The sequence below is a fragment of the Bacteroides sp. 3_1_13 genome (assembly GCF_001185845.1).
GTDB classification, from domain to species: Bacteria; Bacteroidota; Bacteroidia; order Bacteroidales; family Bacteroidaceae; genus Bacteroides; species Bacteroides xylanisolvens.
The window spans coordinates 1,089,626-1,110,206 of sequence record NZ_KQ236956.1; the positions used below are offsets into that span (position 1 = coordinate 1,089,626).

Annotated in this window: 17 protein-coding genes; 12 read left to right on the plus strand and 5 right to left on the minus strand. The window is 40.6% G+C overall.

The window, feature by feature from the left end; genetic code table 11:
- Positions 1-231 precede the first annotated feature (231 nt).
- On the minus strand, positions 232-735 hold the full coding sequence (locus HMPREF9009_RS17120; protein ID WP_004312907.1) for an RNA polymerase sigma factor: 504 nt from the start codon (positions 733-735) through the stop codon (positions 232-234).
- A gap of 280 nt (positions 736-1,015) precedes the next feature.
- Between HMPREF9009_RS17120 and HMPREF9009_RS17125 the strand changes: the two genes are divergently transcribed.
- The 5 genes from HMPREF9009_RS17125 to HMPREF9009_RS17145 all read left to right on the plus strand — a co-directional run bounded on the left by HMPREF9009_RS17125 (position 1,016) and on the right by HMPREF9009_RS17145 (position 9,025).
- Complete coding sequence (locus tag HMPREF9009_RS17125) at positions 1,016-2,110, plus strand: Nif3-like dinuclear metal center hexameric protein (RefSeq protein WP_049702818.1); 1,095 nt, start codon at positions 1,016-1,018, stop codon at positions 2,108-2,110.
- 5 nt (positions 2,111-2,115) lie between these two features.
- Positions 2,116-2,946, plus strand: coding sequence for a zinc ribbon domain-containing protein (locus HMPREF9009_RS17130; RefSeq protein WP_004312909.1), 831 nt, complete (start codon positions 2,116-2,118; stop codon positions 2,944-2,946).
- A gap of 220 nt (positions 2,947-3,166) precedes the next feature.
- Positions 3,167-4,564: an efflux transporter outer membrane subunit gene (locus HMPREF9009_RS17135; protein ID WP_049702819.1), complete on the plus strand. Its 1,398-nt coding sequence runs from the start codon at positions 3,167-3,169 to the stop codon at positions 4,562-4,564.
- Between the two features lie 34 nt (positions 4,565-4,598).
- Complete coding sequence (locus HMPREF9009_RS17140; protein ID WP_049702820.1) at positions 4,599-5,732, plus strand: efflux RND transporter periplasmic adaptor subunit; 1,134 nt, start codon at positions 4,599-4,601, stop codon at positions 5,730-5,732.
- Between the two features lie 140 nt (positions 5,733-5,872).
- A complete protein-coding gene (locus HMPREF9009_RS17145; RefSeq protein ID WP_049702821.1) occupies positions 5,873-9,025 on the plus strand; it encodes an efflux RND transporter permease subunit in 3,153 nt (1,050 codons plus the stop codon).
- A gap of 169 nt (positions 9,026-9,194) precedes the next feature.
- Here the strand turns inward: HMPREF9009_RS17145 and HMPREF9009_RS17150 are convergent, their stop codons facing one another.
- Complete coding sequence (locus HMPREF9009_RS17150) at positions 9,195-9,644, minus strand: type I restriction enzyme HsdR N-terminal domain-containing protein (protein ID WP_008022371.1); 450 nt, start codon at positions 9,642-9,644, stop codon at positions 9,195-9,197.
- Between the two features lie 63 nt (positions 9,645-9,707).
- Between HMPREF9009_RS17150 and HMPREF9009_RS17155 the strand changes: the two genes are divergently transcribed.
- The 5 genes from HMPREF9009_RS17155 (at position 9,708) to HMPREF9009_RS17175 (ending at position 14,964) form a co-directional block, all read left to right on the plus strand.
- Entirely contained in the window at positions 9,708-10,484 is a 777-nt protein-coding gene (locus HMPREF9009_RS17155; RefSeq protein ID WP_004312914.1) for an AMP nucleosidase, read from the plus strand.
- A gap of 24 nt (positions 10,485-10,508) precedes the next feature.
- The gene (gene holA / locus HMPREF9009_RS17160; protein WP_004312915.1) at positions 10,509-11,528 is read left to right on the plus strand and encodes a DNA polymerase III subunit delta; all 1,020 of its coding nucleotides are present in this window, start codon (positions 10,509-10,511) and stop codon (positions 11,526-11,528) included.
- Positions 11,529-12,741: 1,213 nt separating this feature from the next.
- The gene (locus tag HMPREF9009_RS17165; RefSeq protein ID WP_049702822.1) at positions 12,742-13,212 is read left to right on the plus strand and encodes a helix-turn-helix domain-containing protein; all 471 of its coding nucleotides are present in this window, start codon (positions 12,742-12,744) and stop codon (positions 13,210-13,212) included.
- 76 nt (positions 13,213-13,288) lie between these two features.
- Positions 13,289-14,065, plus strand: a complete 777-nt coding sequence (locus tag HMPREF9009_RS17170; protein ID WP_049702823.1) for a dihydroorotate dehydrogenase electron transfer subunit — start codon at positions 13,289-13,291, stop codon at positions 14,063-14,065.
- On the plus strand, positions 14,053-14,964 hold the full coding sequence (locus tag HMPREF9009_RS17175) for a dihydroorotate dehydrogenase (protein ID WP_049702824.1): 912 nt from the start codon (positions 14,053-14,055) through the stop codon (positions 14,962-14,964). Before HMPREF9009_RS17170 ends, HMPREF9009_RS17175 begins: the two co-directional genes overlap by 13 nt.
- Positions 14,965-15,180: 216 nt before the next feature.
- On the opposite strand, the gene trmD is transcribed toward HMPREF9009_RS17175, so the two are convergent.
- On the minus strand, positions 15,181-15,858 hold the full coding sequence (gene trmD, locus HMPREF9009_RS17180) for a tRNA (guanosine(37)-N1)-methyltransferase TrmD (protein ID WP_004312919.1): 678 nt from the start codon (positions 15,856-15,858) through the stop codon (positions 15,181-15,183).
- A gap of 75 nt (positions 15,859-15,933) precedes the next feature.
- Here trmD and ligA point away from each other — a divergent pair, with 75 nt between their 5' ends.
- Both ligA and dapA read left to right on the plus strand, forming a co-directional pair.
- A complete protein-coding gene (gene ligA, locus HMPREF9009_RS17185) occupies positions 15,934-17,934 on the plus strand; it encodes an NAD-dependent DNA ligase LigA (protein WP_049702825.1) in 2,001 nt (666 codons plus the stop codon).
- 59 nt (positions 17,935-17,993) lie between these two features.
- On the plus strand, positions 17,994-18,887 hold the full coding sequence (gene dapA / locus HMPREF9009_RS17190; protein ID WP_004312921.1) for a 4-hydroxy-tetrahydrodipicolinate synthase: 894 nt from the start codon (positions 17,994-17,996) through the stop codon (positions 18,885-18,887).
- 371 nt (positions 18,888-19,258) lie between these two features.
- Here the strand turns inward: dapA and HMPREF9009_RS17195 are convergent, their stop codons facing one another.
- The gene (locus HMPREF9009_RS17195) at positions 19,259-20,194 is read right to left on the minus strand and encodes an ISAon1 family transposase (protein ID WP_049702826.1); all 936 of its coding nucleotides are present in this window, start codon (positions 20,192-20,194) and stop codon (positions 19,259-19,261) included.
- A gap of 40 nt (positions 20,195-20,234) precedes the next feature.
- The coding region (locus HMPREF9009_RS17200; protein ID WP_032851717.1) for an ISAon1 family transposase N-terminal region protein at positions 20,235-20,581 on the minus strand (347 nt) is incomplete at its 5' end.

Below are 20,581 nucleotides of genomic sequence, written 5' to 3' on the forward strand. Positions count from 1 at the left end.
GTATTTATTATTTAGTGGAAGTAAAAATACAGATTTTCAATAAATAACGGAAGTTTTACGCAGAATTTTATAATTAGTTTTTATTCCGGCACTGATTTTTATCCATATTTGTCCGATGAAAACAGGCAAAAGGCAAAAAGAATATACACTCTCTTTGCCTTTTGCCTATTGATAAAACTGAAAAATGAAATCAATTGTTTAATCTGAAACTGATGTAGATATAGTTAGGGTTTAGCGGAAGTCTTTCAGTTCTTCCTGTAATTTCTGGCGCGTGAAGAAGATACGGCTCTTTACAGTGCCCAACGGAAGATTCAGTTTTTCTGCAATTTCGCGGTATTTGAATCCGGAAACGTGCATGGCGAACGGAACTCTGTATTCTTTCGGAAGAGCATTGACTACGCGGTGCATCTCTTTCAGGTCGTATGTCTTTTCCGTACTTTCAAACCCTGCATCTTGCGGTAAATTAAGATGGTAGAGATTGTCCGTATGGTCAATAAATGTCTGGTCACGAACTACCTTGCGATAGTTATTGATAAAGATGTTGCGCATGATGGTATACATCCATCCTTTGAAATTTGTATCAGGTGTATATTTTTCTTCGTTATCTAATGCTTTTAATGAGGTTTCCTGCAGCAAATCGTTTGCTTCTTCGCGGTCTGTTGTCAGTTTGTATGCGAAACGTAGTAGTTCTTCCTGAACGCCTACCAAGTCTTTTCTGAAGCTTAAACTTTTCATATGTGTTGTTTTTAAAATGTGAGTATTCGTTGTTAAAATTTTGATGTTGCAAGTTTAAGGTATTTTGTCGATCCCGCTGGGGGAGAATCCGACGGAATTTAGGGGAATTTCTATCATCGGATAGTTTTTAGGTCTTATTTGATAGTTTTCGGGTGGTGTTTGATATCTTTTACGGTGGTCTCAAGAAAACGGATAACGATAAATTCTCTAAAAAACGACCGTTTAGTATGATTATTCCTTTTTTATTTATTATATTTGCAACCAAATTTTCTACCAAATAATGAAAATTAAGCAAATAGTAAGCGCCCTTGAACGATTCGCGCCTCTGCCATTGCAAGACGGCTTTGATAATGCCGGCCTGCAAATCGGATTGACAGAAGCGGAAGCAACAGGGGCTTTGTTGTGTCTTGACGTTACTGAAGCTGTGTTAGATGAAGCGATCGCGTTGGGTTACAATCTCGTCATATCTCATCATCCGCTGATTTTTAAAGGGTATAAATCCATTACGGGCAAGGATTATGTGGAACGCTGTATATTGAAAGCAATAAAGAATGATATTGTGATTTATTCGGCGCATACCAATCTGGATAATGCACAAGGTGGAGTCAATTATAAGATAGCCGAAAAAATCGGATTGAAGAATTTGAAAGTGCTTGAGCCGAAAGAGAATAACTTGGTTAAGTTGGTGACGTTTGTCCCTTACGCACAAGCTGACGCGGTACGCGAAGCACTGTTTGCTGCCGGATGCGGAAATATAGGCGACTATGATTCATGCAGTTATAATCTGAAAGGAGAGGGAACTTTCCGGGCAAAAGAGGGAACGCATCCTTTCTGTGGAACAATTGGAGAACTGCACCACGAAGAGGAGGTGAGGATTGAAACGATTCTTCCTTCCTTTAAAAAGGCGGAAACCATCAAGGCTTTATTGGCTGCCCATCCATATGAGGAACCGGCATTCGACATTTATCCGTTATTGAACGACTGGCTGCAGGCGGGATCGGGAATTGTCGGTGAATTGGATGAATCGGAGACAGAGCTCGAATTTTTGAAACGCATCAAAAAGACATTCGAAGTGGGATGTTTGCGTCACAACAAGCTGAAGGGAAGAGAGATACAGAGGGTGGCATTGTGCGGCGGTGCAGGTGCATTTTTGCTTCCACAGGCAATCCGGTCGGGAGCGGATGTTTTTATTACCGGCGAAATTAAATATCATGATTATTTCGGTCATGAAGAAGATATTCTGATGGCAGAGATTGGTCATTACGAAAGCGAACAATATACAAAAGAAATTTTTTATTCCATAATCCGGGATTTATTTCCTAATTTTGCACTCCAATTGAGTAAAATAAATACGAATCCCATAAAATATTTATAAGTAAAATGGCTAGAGAAGCAAAAAAAGATCCGAATGAGTTGACGGTAGAACAGAAACTGAAGACACTGTTCCAACTGCAAACGATGTTGTCTAAGATTGATGAAATCAAGACATTGAGAGGTGAACTTCCGTTGGAAGTGCAAGACCTTGAAGATGAAATTGCCGGTTTGAGTACCCGTATCGACAAGATCAAAGCTGAAGTGGATGAACTGAAATCTGCTATTGCCGGCAAGAGAGTAGAAATTGAAACAGCAAAGGCTTCAGTAGAAAAATATAAGTCACAACAAGACAATGTTCGCAACAACCGTGAATATGACTTCTTGACGAAGGAAATCGAATTCCAGACATTGGAGATCGAACTTTGCGAAAAGAGAATCAAAGAATATTCTGCTGATAAAGAAGAAAAAGAGGCTGAAGTGACCAAGAACGATCAGATTCTTAACGAAAGAATGAAAGACCTGGAGCAGAAAAAGAGCGAACTGGATGAAATTATCTCTGAAACCAAACAGGAAGAAGAGAAATTGAGAGACAAAGCTAAAGACTTGGAAACTAAGATTGAACCACGTCTGTTGCAGTCTTTCAAACGTATCCGCAAGAACTCTCGTAACGGATTGGGTATTGTGTATGTGCAACGTGACGCATGTGGTGGTTGCTTTAACAAGATTCCGCCCCAGAGACAGCTGGATATCCGCTCTCGTAAGAAAGTAATCGTTTGCGAATACTGCGGACGTATTATGATTGACCCGGAATTGGCTGGTGTACAAATCGAACACAAGGTGGAAGAAGCTCCGGCAACTACTACCAAAAGAGCTATCAGAAGAAAAACTGCTGAATAAAGAAAGCAGTGAAGTAGTAAGTAAAGTTACTATTTTGAGATATAAAGTAAGCCCTGCAGCAATGTGGGGCTTTTTTTGTTTTAGTAAGTGCCCGTATAAAGGGGAATCGAATACTTCAAAATAATATTGCGTCGCGTGGGAGTTTTACTCCAATTTTACTCCGGTAAACAAACTTACCCTTTAGTTGTTATCTTTTCATTTCATAAAAACCTGAACTGATATGAGTATACGAGTGTGGGGCACATCGCTCCTTATGTTTCTTTCAACTGTAACTGCGGTTGGACAGACTGCAAACCGTTATTTGAAAGCTCCGCTCCCTAACGATTGGGAAGAGAGCGGGGAAGTGTTTCAACAGATACTTCCGGTGGATGACCATTGGTGGAAGTCATTTCAAGACGCCAAACTGGACTCTTTGATAGCTCTGGCAGTAGATCGTAATTATTCCGTTGCGATGGCAATTAACCGTATAGCCGCCGCTCGTGCCAATCTTTGGATAGAACGTAGTAATTTCTTTCCTTCCATCGGACTGAATGCAGGGTGGACTCGTCAGGAAACAAGTGGAAATACCAGTTCGCTACCTCAAACAACGGATCATTATTATGATGCTTCGTTGAGTATGAGTTGGGAGTTGGATATCTTTGGCAGTATCCGCAAGCGGGTAAAAGCACAGAAAGAGAATTTTGCCGCCAGTAAGGAAGAGTACACAGGTGTTATGGTTTCGTTGGCTGCGGAGGTAGCCTCGGCCTATATCAATCTAAGGGAATTGCAACAAGAACTTGAAGTGGTGAAGAAAAACAGTGCTTCGCAGGAGGAAGTTTTGAAAATCACGGAAGTACGCTATAATACCGGACTTGTTGCCAAGCTCGATGTGGCACAGGCTAAGTCTGTGTTGTATAATACGAAAGCCTCCATTCCTCAACTGGAAGCGGGTATCAATCAGTATATAACGACATTGGCCGTTTTATTGGGAATGTATCCGCAGGACATTCGTCCGGTTCTCGAATCCGGCGGAACACTGCCCGATTACATGGAACCGATCGGAGTGGGGCTACCTGTCGATTTGTTATTGAGACGGCCTGATGTACGAGGTGCGGAATTGAGCGTGAATGCACAAGCGGCATTGCTCGGAGCCTCGAAAGCGGATTGGTTGCCGAAAGTTTTCTTGAAAGGATCATTTGGGTATGCCGCCCGTGATTTGAAGGATCTCACCAAAAGTAAAAGTATGACTTATGAAATCGCTCCGTCATTGAGCTGGACTATTTTCAACGGAGGACAGTTGGTGAACGCAACCCGACTGGCAAAAGCGCAACTGGATGAAGCGATTAATCAGTTTAACCAGACGGTTTTGACTGCCGTACAGGAGACTGACAACGCTATGAATGGCTACCGGAATTCAATCAAACAGATTGTCGCCCTGCGGGAAGTGCGTAATCAAGGGATTGAGACATTGAAACTTTCACTGGAATTGTACAAGCAGGGACTCTCGCCTTTCCAAAACGTACTCGATGCGCAACGTTCTCTGTTATCTTACGAGAATCAGCTGGTACAGGCACAAGGGAGTTCACTTTTGCAACTGATAGCCCTCTACAAGGCTTTGGGAGGCGGTTGGAGAGAATAAAAAAATCAATCAAAAAATATATAACCTAACAGATATGAAAAAACTGATGTATATCTTTCTTGCACTGCCTATATTGACAGGTTGTAAGGAGAAGAAAAGTACAGGAGCGATGGGAGGTATGCCAACTCCGGAAATTAGCGTGACCAAACCCATAGTGGAGGATATTACTTTGACGAAAGATTACCCGGGCTATCTGACAACTGAAAAAACGGTGAATCTTGTGGCACGAGTGAACGGAACCTTGCAGTCTACCTCGTATGTCCCCGGCGGACGGGTGAAACAAGGACAATTGTTGTTTATCATTGAACCTACCTTATATAAAGACAAGGTGGAGCAGGCAGAAGCAGAGCTGAAAACCGCCCAGGCTCAACTGGAATATGCCCGTAATAATTATAGTCGTATGAAAGAGGCTGTAAAGAGTGATGCTGTCAGTCAGATACAGGTACTTCAGGCGGAATCGTCTGTGGCAGAAGGGGTTGCAGCTGTCAGCAATGCGGAAGCTGCTTTGAGCACCGCCCGTACAAACTTGGGATATTGTTATGTTCGTGCGCCGTTTGATGGCACTATCAGTAAGGCGACGGTAGATGTAGGAAGTTATGTAGGCGGCTCGTTGCAGCCGGTTACATTGGCTACTATTTATAAGGATAATCAGATGTATGCTTACTTCAATGTAGCTGATAATCAATGGTTGACGATGGCTATGGATAACCAACAATTACCTGCCAATCTTCCGCAGAAAATAATGGTTCAACTGGGAAAGGAGGGAACTGAAACTTATCCGGCTGCCCTCGACTATCTTTCACCCAATGTAGATTTGAATACAGGAACGCTGACGGTTCGTGCCAATTTTGATAATCCGAAAGGGATATTGAAGAGTGGGTTGTATGTAAGCATTACTTTACCTTATGGAGAAGCTAAAAATGCGGTGTTGGTGAAGGAAGGTTCTATCGGGACCGATCAGTTGGGCAAATATTTATATGTTGTAAATGATTCGAATATAGTTCATTACCGGCATATTGAAATAGGGCAGTTGGTCGACGGCACTTTACGGCAGATAGTGGGAGGACTTTCTCCGCAAGAACAGTATGTCACAGAGGCTTTGATGAAAGTCAGAGACGGAATGAAGATAAAGCCTCTCCCTGATTCTCTCCCCAAGAGAGGAAAGTAAAGTCCTTTGCTAACTGATTGATTAACAAATGAAATCAATAAAGGTGATGTACTTAAAACCGATTAATTAACAAAAGTAACTTTCTTGCTCCTTCTCTTTGGGAGAAGGCTGTGGAGAGGCTGCTTTTAAACCTATATATTATGTTTTCTAAGTTTTTTATCAACCGACCGATATTTGCTACTGTCCTTGCCCTGCTTATTGTAGTAGCCGGTCTGGTCACACTCAATATATTGCCTGTGGCGCAATTTCCGGAGATCACGCCGCCAACGGTGCAGGTCTCTGCCGTTTATCCCGGGGCAAATGCTGAAACTGTTGCCCAAACAGTGGGTATTCCTATCGAACAGCAGGTGAATGGTGTAGATGGTATGCTTTATATGTCTTCCAATTCTTCCTCTTCGGGAGCGTATTCTCTGACCATTACATTCGCTGTCGGTACGGACATCGATATGGCAACTGTGCAGGTACAAAACAGGGTAAGTATCGCGCAATCATCACTGCCGGAACCGGTAGTAGTGCAAGGAGTCACTGTGCAGAAACAGTCTTCGAACATTGTGATGTTCCTGACAATGACTTCGCAGGATTCTGTATACAACAGCCTGTATCTGACTAATTATGCCAAACTGAATTTAGTAGACCAGCTGACACGTGTGCCCGGAGTGGGTGCTGTGAATGTTATGGGAGCGGGGGACTATTCGATGCGCATCTGGCTCGATCCGGAGGCTATGCGTATACGGAATATTTCACCGCAACAGGTTTATCAGTCCATCCAGTCGCAGAATGTGGAAGTATCTGCCGGATATATCGGTCAACCTATCGGGCAGGATAATAATAATGCTTTTCAGTATACATTGAATGTCCAGGGGCGATTGAAATCTCCAGAACAGTTCGGCGATATTATTATCCGCCGCGAACAGAACGGAGCGATGCTTCGCCTGAAGGATATTGCACGCATCGACTTGGGTTCTGCGTCATATAGCGTAGTGTCACGATTGAATGGAAAACCTACGGCTGCCATTGCTATTTATCAGCAACCGGGTTCCAATTCGCTGGATGTATCCAAAGGAGTGAAGGCTAAAATGGAGGAATTGGCGGCAAGTTTCCCGAAAGGAGTTTCGTATAATGTCACTTTGGATACGACCGATGTGATCCATGCTTCTATTGATGAAGTGATGGTCACATTCTTTGAAACGACTTTGCTGGTGATTCTCGTTATTTTCCTGTTCTTGCAGAATTGGAGGGCTGTGATTATTCCTTGTATTACCATCCCGGTATCGTTGATTGGTACATTTGCCGTGATGGCGGCATTTGGTTTCTCTATCAATACACTGACGTTGTTCGGGCTGATTCTGGCAGTTGCCATTGTGGTGGATGACGCGATAGTGGTGGTGGAGAATGCTTCGAGGTTACTGGAAACCGGGCAGTACTCCCCCCGCGAAGCGGTAACGAAAGCGATGGGAGAGATTACAGGCCCGATTGTCGGGGTAGTGCTTGTATTGCTGGCTGTGTTTATTCCAACGATGATGATTAGTGGAATTTCAGGGCAGTTGTATAAGCAGTTTGCATTGACCATTGCCGCTTCTACCGTGTTGAGCGGTTTCAATTCGTTGACGTTGACTCCTGCGCTCTGTGCGTTGTTTCTTGAAAAGAGCAAACCTTCTAACTTCTTTATATACAAAGGTTTCAATAAAGCATACGACAAGACGCAAGGAGTGTATGACAAGATTGTCAAATGGTTGCTTCAGCGTCCCGGAATGGCTCTTGTTTCCTACGGTGCCTTGACTGTTATTGCTGTATTGCTCTTTATGCATTGGCCGTCTACTTTCATTCCGGACGAGGATGACGGATATTTTATTGCTGTTGTTCAACTTCCGCCTGCAGCCAGCCTTGAACGTACGCAGGCAGTGGGAGATAAGGTTAATGCAATTCTGGATTCTTATCCGGAAGTGAAGAATTATATTGGCATTTCCGGCTTCTCGATAATGGGTGGCGGCGAGCAGAGCAACTCGGCAACTTATTTTGTGGTACTGAAAAACTGGGATGAAAGGAAAGGGAAGGAGCATACGGCTGCTGCCGTAGTCAACCGTTTTAATGGTGAAGCGTATATGACTATTCAGGCTGCGGAAGTATTTGCGATGGTTCCTCCGGCTATTCCGGGACTGGGTGCTTCCGGCGGTTTGCAACTTCAGTTGGAAGACCGGCGTAACCTGGGACCGACGGAAATGCAACAAGCTATCAATGCGTTGCTTGCTTCTTATCATTCTAAGCCAGCTTTAGGATCTGTGTCCAGTCAGTATCAGGCAAATGTTCCGCAGTATTTCTTGAATATTGATCGTGATAAAGTGCAGTTTATGGGGATTGCCTTGAATGATGTTTTCTCTACATTGGGCTATTATATGGGAGCGGCTTATGTGAATGATTTTGTTGAATTCGGCCGTATCTATCAAGTGAAGATTGAGGCACGGGATCAGGCACAGCGCGTGATTGATGATGTCTTGAAACTAAGTGTGCCGAATGCGGCAGGAGAGATGGTACCTTTTTCTTCTTTCACCAAAGTGGAGGAACAGTTAGGACAGGATCAAATAAACCGTTATAATATGTACTCGACTGCTTCTCTGACTTGTAATGTTGCTCCGGGAAGTAGCACCGGGCAGGCCATACAGGAAGTGGAAGCATTATTTAAGGAACAGCTGGGAGATGAGTTTGGATATGAATGGACTTCTGTGGCTTATCAGGAAACACAGGCAGGAAATACAACTACCATTGTACTCGTGATGGCTCTAATTGTTGCTTTCCTGGTACTTGCTGCACAGTATGAGAGTTGGACCAGCCCGGTGGCAGCCGTTATCGGATTGCCGGTTGCATTATTGGGTGCTATGATTGGCTGTCTGATTATGGGAACTCCGGTCAGTATTTATACGCAAATCGGTATCATTCTGCTTGTTGCGCTTTCGGCAAAGAATGGTATTTTGATTGTGGAATTTGCCCGTGATTTCCGTGCCGAAGGTAATTCGATTCGGGAAGCTGCTTTTGAAGCGGGACATGTCCGCTTGCGTCCGATCTTGATGACATCTTTTGCTTTTGTACTAGGAGTGATGCCGTTGTTGTTCGCTACCGGCGCAGGTGCGCAAAGTCGTATAGCATTGGGGGCCGCTGTTGTGTTTGGTATGGCTATGAATACTTTATTGGCTACCATTTATATTCCTAATTTTTACGAATTGATGCAGAAATTGCAAGAGCGGTTCAGTAAAAAGAAAGCAGATGATGGTAGTGGGAAAGATGCTGCAACGCAGTAGTAAAAAGCTGTTTGAAGACTGTCTGAAAGGGTAGTTGGTATAGTGACGCTATCTGTTCGGGATAGCGTCACCATAGTAGGCAAATAGCGTCACTATCCCCTCAGGATAGTGACGCTATTTTATTCTTGTCGGCAAGGCTGTTTTTTAAAGGCGAATACAGCAGATTATTTTATAAAGAATGGTAATCAGGAATATCCTGGAGGAACGTATAACTCTGATGTTCATAATCCATACGGCAGCAATAATGTTGCATTCCGTTGCTGACAATCAGGTAATCTACTTTCAGTACCATATTATACCGGGTGATCTGGTCGAAAACGGCCTGTGTTATTTCAATGTGTGGTGCTTTATATTCTACAATCATCCGGGCTGATAAATCCCTCCGGTAAAGTACTGTATCGCATCGTTTGGTAGTACCGTTCAACTTCACCATTACTTCATTGGCAAGAAGGGTAGTCGGATATCCTTTGTGTGCAATAAGAAAGTGAACAAAGTGTTGCCGTACCCATTCTTCAGGGGTAAGGGCGACATATCGTTTACGAATAACGTCGAAAATTACATTTTTTCCGTTTCGTACGTTTATTTTAGTGTCGAATACTGGTAGGTTTAACGATAACATTTATTATTTTTGTAAGTTAAATAATGGTTCCCATTATTGGGAGCACAAATTTAATAGATAATTATGAAAACAAAAGAAGAAATCGTAGCTAATTGGCTGCCGCGTTACACAAAACGTAACCTGGAGGATTTTGGAGAGTATATTCTGTTGACTAACTTCAACAAGTACGTTGAGATTTTCGCAAATCAGTTTAATGTTCCTATTTTAGGAAGGGACGCAAATATGATTTCTGCTTCTGCCGAAGGTATCACAATGATTAACTTCGGTATGGGAAGTCCCAACGCTGCTATCATCATGGACTTGCTGGGTGCTATTCGCCCCAAAGCATGTTTATTCCTCGGAAAATGTGGTGGTATCGACAAGAAAAACCAGCTTGGTGACTTGATTCTTCCTATTGCGGCTATCCGTGGGGAGGGAACTTCCAATGATTATTTTCCTCCCGAGGTTCCTGCGTTGCCTGCATTTATGTTGCAGCGTGCCGTTTCTTCATCCATTCGTGACAAAGGCCGCGACTATTGGACCGGTACTGTATATACCACTAACCGTCGTATTTGGGAACATGATGATGCGTTCAAAGAATATCTGACAAAGACACGGGCTATGGCAGTCGATATGGAAACTGCAACTCTGTTTAGTTGTGGCTTTGCCAATCATATTCCTACCGGTGCATTATTATTGGTATCCGATCAGCCAATGACTCCCGATGGAGTGAAAACGGATAAAAGCGATAATTTGGTGACCAGAAATTATGTAGAAGAGCATGTTGAAATTGGCATTGCTTCTCTGCGTATGATTATTGATGAAAAGAAAACTGTTAAACACTTGAAATTCGACTGGTAATCCGGTCTTTCTGAAAAAATATATATGGCAAAACAAGAATTGACCTGTGATGACATCCTCAAGGAATTGAGAGCAAAGCAGTATCGCCCTGTCTATTACCTGATGGGAGAAGAGTCGTATTATATCGACTTGATTGCAGATTACATAACGGATAATGTGTTGAGTGAAACGGAAAAAGAATTCAACCTGACTGTTGTGTATGGTGCTGACGTGGATGTGGCAACGATTATAAATGCCGCAAAGCGTTATCCCATGATGTCAGAACATCAAGTAGTAGTCGTTAAGGAAGCACAGGCCGTGCGTAATATGGAGGAGTTGTCATATTATCTTCAAAAGCCTTTACTTTCCACTATCTTAGTGATATGCCATAAGCATGGAACTTTGGATCGTAGAAAGAAGTTAGCTGCCGAGGTGGAAAAAACGGGTGTATTGTTTGAGTCTAAAAAAATCAAAGATGCGCAACTTCCCGGTTTTATCGCTTCATATATGAAACGAAAAGGGGTTGATATGGAACCGAAGGCAACTTCTATGCTTGCTGATTTTGTAGGCTCGGATTTAAGTCGTCTGACCGGAGAACTTGAAAAGCTGATTATCACTTTACCTGCCGGACAAAAACGTGTTACTCCTGAACAGATAGAAAAGAATATCGGCATAAGCAAAGACTATAATAACTTTGAATTGCGCAGTGCTTTAGTGGAAAAGGATATATTGAAAGCGAACAAAATAATAAAATATTTTGAGGAAAATCCGAAAACAAATCCAATCCAAATGACGCTGTCTCTATTATTTAGCTTTTACTCCAACTTGATGTTGACTTATTATGCGCCGGATAAATCAGAGCAAGGAATTGCAAACATGCTAGGATTAAGAACTCCATGGCAGGCTCGGGATTATATGGCGGCAATGAGAAAATATAGTGGAGTAAAGACGATGCAAATTGTTGGAGAAATACGATATGCTGATGCAAAATCTAAAGGAGTCCAAAACAGTTCTATGACAGATGGAGATATTCTTCGCGAGCTGGTGTTTAAAATTTTGCATTAACTCGAATTAAGAATTACATATATCATCAGACATATACTTTTACCATAGATAGAAATGGGGAGTATATGTCTTTTTTATATTCCCGCAATTATACTTATCTCAAAAAGACTCCTCACTATTTTCTGTGATTATTTTTACAAATAAATTTAGTTATTTCATCGTTTTATAGAGTTACTGTTTGGCTAATCACACAAACAGTTTTTTTTAATTTTATATTGCCCTATCTTTTCAGAAAATACATTTTCATTAAATCTAAAGCTTGAATTTTTTAACGAGAAAAGTTTACTGATCCTTGAGTTTTATCAAAAAAGCATTTTAGATTTTGATGCTACCATTTTATAGTGAGAATGGAGATTTTCTCTTTTTCTAAAGTTGCCCATTAATGTCATTTTGATAGTTCAGACTATATTTGATTGTTGCAACATGACTTTTTTCTAGTTTAATAGAAATATAGATTCACTTTATTGGACTTAATTTCTTGTATATCATTTATTTATGCGAAAAATAAGCCTTCTAGAATCGAAAAAAAATAAATATCTGGAGATTGGTACAGAAATATCGCAAGGATTTGCTTTTTAGAGAAAATTGTAAAGGATGATTAGATAAAAATAGCAGTATACATTGGTAAAGCATGAGTTGATTCCTTCTTTTTATTGCTTTTGCAACTATCAATATTTACTTTTGTATATTTGATCTGTTACCAATGTATAAAGTATTGATGTGAATAAGATATAAATGTGATAAAGAGTAGGTATTCACAATGATATATTTATGAAATCACAATACTAATATTACATATACAAATGTGGTTATATTGCTATTAACAAATAATTTTATACTGTTTATTTACGTGTGAGTCAGTGTGTTATATATTATTTTATCAATTCGTACTATAAAAGCTTCGTTTAGGTGGTATGTATATTTGTGAATAGCCGCGTTTGGTTTATAATTTACTTCATTATGTATCTATATGTCTGTACTTTATATGCAATTGCTCAATTAAAGATATATGCCTATATTTACTATTTTTATTTGAATTACAAACGTAATATTCGAGTTGTATAATGCAGTATACTTTTGTAATACTGATATTTTTATATTTGTGATTTGTTTTTGTGAATCTAAATATTTACCTTTGTATTATCAATGATGTAATACGTATTTTTGTGAATCAGGTGCATAACACATACAATTGTACTAAAAAGAAGGTAGTATGGAAATAAAAGACAGAATCAGAATGATAATGGAGAGAGAAAAAGTTCCTCCTAAAGTTTTTGCTAAAACAATCGGAGTACAACAATCTACTCTCTCTCATATTTTAAATGGCCGGAATAAACCCAGTTTAGAGGTTGTTATGAAGGTTCATCAAAAGTATGACTATGTAAATCTTGAATGGTTGCTTTATGGAAAGGGTGAAATGATGGTATCTGAAGAAGAGACATCTTTTTCTTCTTCTAATAGCGATTATCTGCCTTCTTTATTTGACGAGAATCTCATAAATTCGTCCAAAGAGCCGGCTATTCCGGAAAATCGCAAGGAAATGCCATTAAGAAACGCTGAAAATGCCACTAAAGAGATTGTAAAACAAGAGATTAGGTATATAGAAAAGCCTGCCAGGAAAATCACAGAAATAAGAATATTTTTTGATGATAATACCTATGAGACGTTTAGGCCTGAAAAATAAAGAGTAAAATCGGTGGTTTGAGCAATTTCCTGTATCTTTGCACCCGGAATACGAATTTATACTTTTATATCCATACATGAAGAAATTTATTTTAGATCTGACAGTGACCGAGAATATCAGATTGAATGCAAACTATGTATTGCTAAAATTGACGTCTCAGTCATTACTGCCCGAAATGTTACCTGGGCAGTTTGCAGAAATCCGGGTGGACGGTTCGCCTACTACATTCTTGCGTCGTCCTATTTCTATTAATTTTGTAGATAAACAGCGAAATGAGGTCTGGTTTCTGATCCAGCTGGTTGGTGATGGAACAAGACGTCTGGCAGAGGCTAATTCTGGTGATACAATTAATGTGGTGCTTCCGCTGGGAAATGCATACACAATGCCTCAAGAGGCTTCTGATAAGCTCTTATTAGTTGGTGGAGGTGTCGGAACAGCTCCCATGTTGTATTTAGGTGAACAATTGGCTAAAAAAGGCCACAAACCTACGTTCTTGTTAGGTGCCCGTAGCGACAAAGATTTGTTGCAGCTGGAAGAGTTTGCCAAATATGGAGAGGTGTATACTACTACGGAGGATGGTAGCCATGGCGAAAAAGGATACGTAACTCAACATTCTATATTAAATAAGATACGATTTGAGCAGATTTACACTTGTGGTCCTAAACCAATGATGGTGGCTGTGGCAAAATATGCCAAAAGTAATCAGATAGAATGTGAAGTTTCTTTGGAAAATACAATGGCTTGTGGTATCGGAGCATGCTTGTGCTGTGTGGAAAATACGACAGAAGGTCACTTGTGTGTATGTAAAGAAGGTCCTGTTTTTAATATAAATAAACTACTATGGCAGATTTGAGTGTAAACATTGGTGAATTACAAATGAAGAACCCGGTAATGACGGCATCCGGTACATTTGGATATGGTGAAGAGTTCTCTGATTTTATTGATATAACGCGAATAGGTGGTATTATTGTAAAAGGGACGACTCTTCACAAACGTGAAGGGAATCCTTATCCGCGTATGGCAGAGACTCCTTCTGGGATGTTAAACGCTGTAGGACTGCAAAATAAGGGTGTTGACTACTTCGTAGAGCATATATATCCCCGTATAAAAGACATTCAAACGAATATGATTGTAAACGTTTCGGGGTCTGCTATCGAAGATTATGTGAAAACGGCTGAAATCATTAATGAACTTGACAAAATTCCTGCTATAGAACTAAACATCTCTTGCCCCAATGTGAAGCAAGGAGGTATGGCTTTTGGTGTGTCAGCAAAAGGGGCATCAGAAGTAGTGAAAGCAGTGCGTTCTGCTTACAAAAAGACACTTATCGTAAAACTCTCCCCAAACGTTACGGATATCACCGAAATAGCTCGCGCGGCAGAAGAAAGTGGTGCAGATAGCGTGTCATTAATCAATACATTGCTGGGTATGGCGATTGATGCGGAACGTAAACGCCCTATTTTATCAACGATAACAGGAGGAATGTCGGGAGCGGCCGTAAAACCTATCGCATTGCGTATGGTATGGCAAGTTGCTAAGGCGGTAAATATTCCTGTCATTGGTTTAGGGGGTATTATGGACTGGAGAGATGCTGTCGAATTCATGCTTGCAGGTGCGACAGCTATCCAGATTGGTACGGCAAATTTCATAGATCCCGCTGTTACTGTTAAAGTGGAAGATGGTATAAATAATTACTTGGAAAGACACGGATGTAAGTCTGTAAAGGAAATTATTGGTGCGCTTGAGGTGTAATTGAAAACACACAATAACCATTCGCACTAAGTCTGCGAGAAAAATGCTATTTTTCTTTTGAATAAAGGAAGAATAAATGAGTTGAAAACAGCAGATGAAAAATAAATTAGTGTTTGAAGATATTAGCTATCAGCAAGATCTTTAAACTGAAGGCAAAATAAAAACGACGGTGAGGATTTACATAATCTTCACCGTCGTTTTTATTTACACTCTATTTTATTCTCCCAATAAGTCGGGACGAAGTTTTCTGGTACGTTCCAAGGATTGTTGCAGTTCCCATTCTTTGATTTTTGCTTCATGGCCGGATAAGAGAATATCGGGAACTTTCCATCCTTTATAATCCGCAGGTCGTGTATATACAGGTGCTGCCAGCAAATTATCCTGGAAAGAATCGGAAAGAGCAGACTGTTCATCAGAAATGACTCCAGGGATGATACGTACGATAGCGTCCGCCATCACCGCTGCTGCCAGTTCTCCTCCTGTTAATACGTAATCTCCGATGCTGATTTCTTTAGTAATCAGGTGTTCGCGGATGCGGTAATCGATACCTTTGAAATGTCCGCAAAGAATAATGAGATTCTGTGCCAACGAGAGGCTGTTGGCCATCGGCTGGTTGAACTGTTCTCCGTCAGGGGTCGTGAAAATAACTTCATCGTAGTCGCGTTCTGCCTTCAGAGCATTGATGCAACGCTCAATGGGTTCTATTTTCATAACCATTCCGGCAAACCCTCCAAAAGGATAATCATCGACACGGCGATATTTATCTTCGGTATAATCACGCAGATTGTGAATATGTATCTCTGCAAGTCCTTTATCTTGAGCTCGTTTCATGATAGAACAATTGAAGAATCCTTCAATCATTTCGGGTAAAACTGTTATAATATCAATACGCATAATCTTTTAATTTTTCGCAAAAGTACAAATATTCAAAGATAAACATGTATTTTTGCCTTAAACAATCGAAGAAATATGGATATAAAGGAAAAAATAGAGGAATTGCGTGCCGAACTTCACCGGCATAATTATAATTATTATGTGTTGAATGCTCCTGAAATCTCGGATAAAGAGTTTGACGACAAGATGCGTGAACTTCAGGATTTGGAACAGGCACATCCGGAATATAAAGATGAAAATTCGCCTACGATGCGTGTAGGTAGCGATTTTAACAAGAATTTCACGCAAGTGGCTCATAAATATCCTATGTTGTCACTGGCAAATACATATTCGGAAGCGGAAGTGACGGACTTCTATGATCGTGTCCGTAAGGCATTGAATGAGGATTTCGAGATTTGTTGTGAAATGAAATATGACGGTACTTCTATTTCGCTGACTTATGAAGATGGAAAGTTGGTTCGTGCCGTCACCCGTGGGGATGGAGAAAAGGGGGATGATGTGACGGATAATGTGAAAACGATCCGTTCTATTCCGCTTGTATTGCATGGTGATAATTATCCTGCTTCTTTTGAGATACGTGGAGAAATTCTTATGCCATGGGAAGTGTTTGAAGAGTTGAATCGAGAGAAAGAAGCGCGTGAAGAGCCGCTTTTTGCCAATCCGAGAAATGCGGCTTCCGGTACATTGAAGTTGCAGAATTCTTCTATTGTGGCTTCCCGCAAACTGGATGCTTATTTGTATTATTTGCTGGGTGATAACCTGCCTTGTGACGGACATTATGAAAATCTTCAGGAAGCGGCAAAATGGGGCTTTAAAATCTCTGATTTGACGCGTAAGTGCCAGACATTAGAGGAGGTTTTTGAATTTATCAATTATTGGGATGTAGAGCGTAAAAATCTGCCGGTTGCCACAGATGGGATTGTTTTAAAGGTGAATAGTTTGAGGCAGCAGAAGAATTTGGGCTTTACGGCTAAATCTCCTCGATGGGCTATTGCTTATAAATTCCAGGCAGAACGTGCGTTGACCCGTTTGAATAAGGTGACTTATCAGGTAGGAAGAACCGGAGCTGTTACACCAGTAGCTAATCTGGATCCTGTGCAGCTTTCAGGGACGGTTGTAAAACGTGCGTCCTTGCATAATGCGGATATTATCGAGGGGCTTGATTTGCATATTGGAGACATGGTTTATGTAGAAAAAGGCGGTGAAATTATTCCTAAGATTACAGGGGTTGATAAAGATGCACGTAGTTTTATGCTTGGTGAGAAGGTTCGGTTCATCGTTAATTGTCCCGAATGTGGCAGTAAACTAGTCAGATATGAAGGAGAAGCTGCTCATTATTGCCCGAATGAAACAGCGTGTCCTCCTCAAATCAAAGGCAAAATAGAGCATTTTATTAGTCGAAAGGCTATGAATATTGATGGATTAGGGCCGGAAACGGTGGATATGTTCTATCGTTTGGGATTAATTGAAAATACGGCCGACTTGTATAAACTTACAGTTGATGATATAAAAGGTTTGGATCGTATGGGTGAAAAATCGGCAGAGAATATCGTAACGGGAATTGCGCAAAGTAAAACAGTTCCTTTCGAGCGTGTAATCTTTGCTTTAGGAATCCGCTTTGTTGGTGAGACTGTGGCTAAAAAGATTGCGAAGTCGTTTGAGAATATCGATGATTTACAGCAGGCAGATCTTGAAAAATTGGTAAGTATCGATGAAATCGGAGAAAAAATAGCTCAAAGTATACTTGCTTATTTTGCTAATGAGTCTAATCGTGAGTTGGTTAACAGGCTAAAGGAGGCTGGATTGCAACTTTATCGCACAGAGGAAGATTTGAGTGGATACACTGATAAGTTGGCAGGGCAGTCTATTGTTATCAGCGGTGTGTTTATCCATCACTCGCGTGACGAATATAAGGAACTTATCGAGAAAAACGGAGGAAAAAATGTTGGAAGCATTTCCGCGAAAACGAGTTTTATACTGGCTGGAGATAATATGGGACCTGCAAAGCTCGAAAAAGCAAAAAAACTTGGAATAACCATATTAAGCGAAGACGAATTTCTGAAACTTATATCGTAAGATAAGAAAAATATTCGTACTTTTGCGGCTAAATAAATTAGAGATTATAATTAAAACTCATGATACAGACTAAATTGAAAGGAATGGGGGTAGCACTGATTACTCCTTTCAAAGAGGATGAGAGCGTTGACTATGACGCGTTGATGCGTATGGTGGACTATCTATTGCAGAATAATGCGGATTTCTTGTGTGTGCTGGGAACTACAGCTGAAACACCGACTCTGACCGAGGAAGAAAAGAAAACTATAAAAAAGATGGTAATTGACCGCGTCAACGGAAGAATTCCTATTCTGTTGGGTGTAGGTGGTAATAATACTCGCGCTATTGTAGAAACATTGAAAAACGATGATTTTACAGGGGTTGATGCGATATTGTCTGTGGTGCCGTATTATAATAAGCCTTCTCAAGAAGGTATTTATCAGCATTATAAAGCGATTGCGGAAGCTACGGAGCTCCCCATCGTATTGTATAATGTTCCGGGACGTACGGGAGTAAATATGACTGCTGAAACTACGTTACGGATTGCCCGTGATTTCAATAACGTAGTTGCTATTAAAGAAGCATCCGGCAATATCACGCAAATGGATGATATTATTAAAAATAAACCGGAAAACTTTAATGTAATCTCTGGAGATGATGGTATTACCTTTCCTCTCATAACATTAGGTGCTGTTGGTGTGATTTCGGTGATTGGTAATGCTTTTCCTCGTGAATTTAGTCGCATGACACGTTTGGCGCTTCAAGGAGACTTTGCCAATGCGTTGACTATTCATCATCGATTTACGGAATTATTTAACCTGTTATTTGTCGATGGAAATCCGGCAGGCGTAAAATCAATGTTAAATGCGATGGGGATGATTGAAAATAAGCTTCGTTTGCCGCTGGTTCCTACTCGTATTACTACATTTGAGGCAATACGTAAGGTTTTGAATGAATTAAATATTAAATGCTGAAAAAAGATGGACTCTTGACTAGTTCATAATAAACATCGAAGTGTTTAAAATAAATATCCCAATGATTAAATTCAATCATTGGGATATTTATTTTAAATCAGCCTATGATTTTTTTATTTTTATTCTCTCCTTCATCTTTCTTCTGAATAGCCTATGAATAAGGAATTTAGAGATGAAGGAGCTTCTTAAAAGCTGTTGTTTGTTGTGGTGGATTATATTTTGCGTTATCCTCTAAGCTTGCGTAGATGATATAGGTTGTTTTTGTTCTGTAAAGCGGCGCTTTAGACATAGAAAAGCATAGCTTTAGCCTATCGAAAGCTCTGCTTTGGCTCAGTTGTAATTCTTGGGGGATTAAGTTTAGTCAATTCCCTTCATACATATACCTTTGCTAGCCTAAAAAGGAAGAAGCTCATATCCACTACTCCTCTAAATGATGCCCTATATGCTTTGATTTTAGCATTAAATGCTTCCGCTGCTGCATTTGTACTCCTGTTCACAAAGAAGTTCAAAATCCTTTCATAATGATTCTCAATAGAGTTTGCTACTGTTGTGAATGTATCGTATCCATATTCTTCAATCTTATTATACCATAGTGCCAGCTTTGCTCTTGCTACATCCTTGTCATAGTTTGTGGAAAAGATCTTTCCCAACTCCAATGAGTAGTAATATACGTGCTTAATATCTTCAAACTGCTTGAAAAGTAATTCTGCCCTGATTTTCTGGCTCTTGGTCCATTTATCAGGTGATTTAAATAATAAATATCTGCTTCTGGCTAATAATTGCCTGAGTGTATCTCCGTTTTCGAGTTCTTCTGCTTTATGTACTTCCCCCTTCTCTTTTGCCGCTTTCATAGCTTTATTCTCCTCTTTTATCACTTGCCATCTATATGTAATGCGCAACTCTTGTACAGCTTCGTATACAAGTTTTTGTACATGAAACCTATCAATCACCTGCATGGCACGTGGAAAGCACGTTTTGGCAATCTTTTGCATGCTCCCGGCCATATCCAGTGTAATTTCTTTGACCTGATTACGCAGCTCCTGTGGCATCTTTGTAAGTACCGCAATGATATCATCGGTTTTAGTGCCCTGAATTACAGCTATAATAGAACCTTTCCTACCTCGCTTATCTCTATTTATTAAGATGGTATAAAGATCTCCCTTACTTAAAGCCGTTTCGTCAATACATAGGTGATAACCCATATTCTTTGGATAAAGGATATACTCTTGGGCATGTGCTCTCTGATCCCAATTCTGGAAGTCACTCAGGTGGTCTTTATATTGGCTTTGAAGCTGTTTGCCATCCATACAGTAATGCTCAGCTACACTTTGGCAGCTAACGGCGTGATTATCTAAGTAATTCTTTTAAAAAAGCACCGAACTCAGCGGTTATGCGAGTACCGGTGGCTACCAAACTCCAGTCACGACTATATGTCTGCCCAGTGGATGGATCTTCCCAGCGACGACGCTTGATACGTAAATAAACGGCTTTACCACGGATAGGGAAGTCCTGAACTTCAATCTCAGGGAGGAAACCTTTTGAGTGAAGATGGAGATCAGAGTACTCAGCAGGAATAGTGGCTTTCTCCTCTAAATAAAGAATAAAGCAAGTATCCTGAGAAACATGATTGACTAGGGTAAAGTAATCAAGGATTCCTGAAGGCAAGAACAAGCTTAAAGAAGCAACAGGATCAA

Bases quoted from the DNA above. Each gene is read 5' to 3' on its own strand.
- HMPREF9009_RS17120 (WP_004312907.1), bottom strand. From the start codon at position 735: ATGAAAAGTTTAAGCTTCAGAAAAGACTTGGTAGGCGTTCAGGAAGAA.
- HMPREF9009_RS17125 (WP_049702818.1), top strand. From the start codon at position 1,016: ATGAAAATTAAGCAAATAGTAAGCGCCCTTGAACGATTCGCGCCTCTG.
- HMPREF9009_RS17130 (WP_004312909.1), top strand. From the start codon at position 2,116: ATGGCTAGAGAAGCAAAAAAAGATCCGAATGAGTTGACGGTAGAACAG.
- HMPREF9009_RS17135 (WP_049702819.1), top strand. From the start codon at position 3,167: ATGAGTATACGAGTGTGGGGCACATCGCTCCTTATGTTTCTTTCAACT.
- HMPREF9009_RS17140 (WP_049702820.1), top strand. From the start codon at position 4,599: ATGAAAAAACTGATGTATATCTTTCTTGCACTGCCTATATTGACAGGT.
- HMPREF9009_RS17145 (WP_049702821.1), top strand. From the start codon at position 5,873: ATGTTTTCTAAGTTTTTTATCAACCGACCGATATTTGCTACTGTCCTT.
- HMPREF9009_RS17150 (WP_008022371.1), bottom strand. From the start codon at position 9,644: ATGTTATCGTTAAACCTACCAGTATTCGACACTAAAATAAACGTACGA.
- HMPREF9009_RS17155 (WP_004312914.1), top strand. From the start codon at position 9,708: ATGAAAACAAAAGAAGAAATCGTAGCTAATTGGCTGCCGCGTTACACA.
- holA (WP_004312915.1), top strand. From the start codon at position 10,509: ATGGCAAAACAAGAATTGACCTGTGATGACATCCTCAAGGAATTGAGA.
- HMPREF9009_RS17165 (WP_049702822.1), top strand. From the start codon at position 12,742: ATGGAAATAAAAGACAGAATCAGAATGATAATGGAGAGAGAAAAAGTT.
- HMPREF9009_RS17170 (WP_049702823.1), top strand. From the start codon at position 13,289: ATGAAGAAATTTATTTTAGATCTGACAGTGACCGAGAATATCAGATTG.
- HMPREF9009_RS17175 (WP_049702824.1), top strand. From the start codon at position 14,053: ATGGCAGATTTGAGTGTAAACATTGGTGAATTACAAATGAAGAACCCG.
- trmD (WP_004312919.1), bottom strand. From the start codon at position 15,858: ATGCGTATTGATATTATAACAGTTTTACCCGAAATGATTGAAGGATTC.
- ligA (WP_049702825.1), top strand. From the start codon at position 15,934: ATGGATATAAAGGAAAAAATAGAGGAATTGCGTGCCGAACTTCACCGG.
- dapA (WP_004312921.1), top strand. From the start codon at position 17,994: ATGATACAGACTAAATTGAAAGGAATGGGGGTAGCACTGATTACTCCT.
- HMPREF9009_RS17195 (WP_049702826.1), bottom strand. From the start codon at position 20,194: ATGGATGGCAAACAGCTTCAAAGCCAATATAAAGACCACCTGAGTGAC.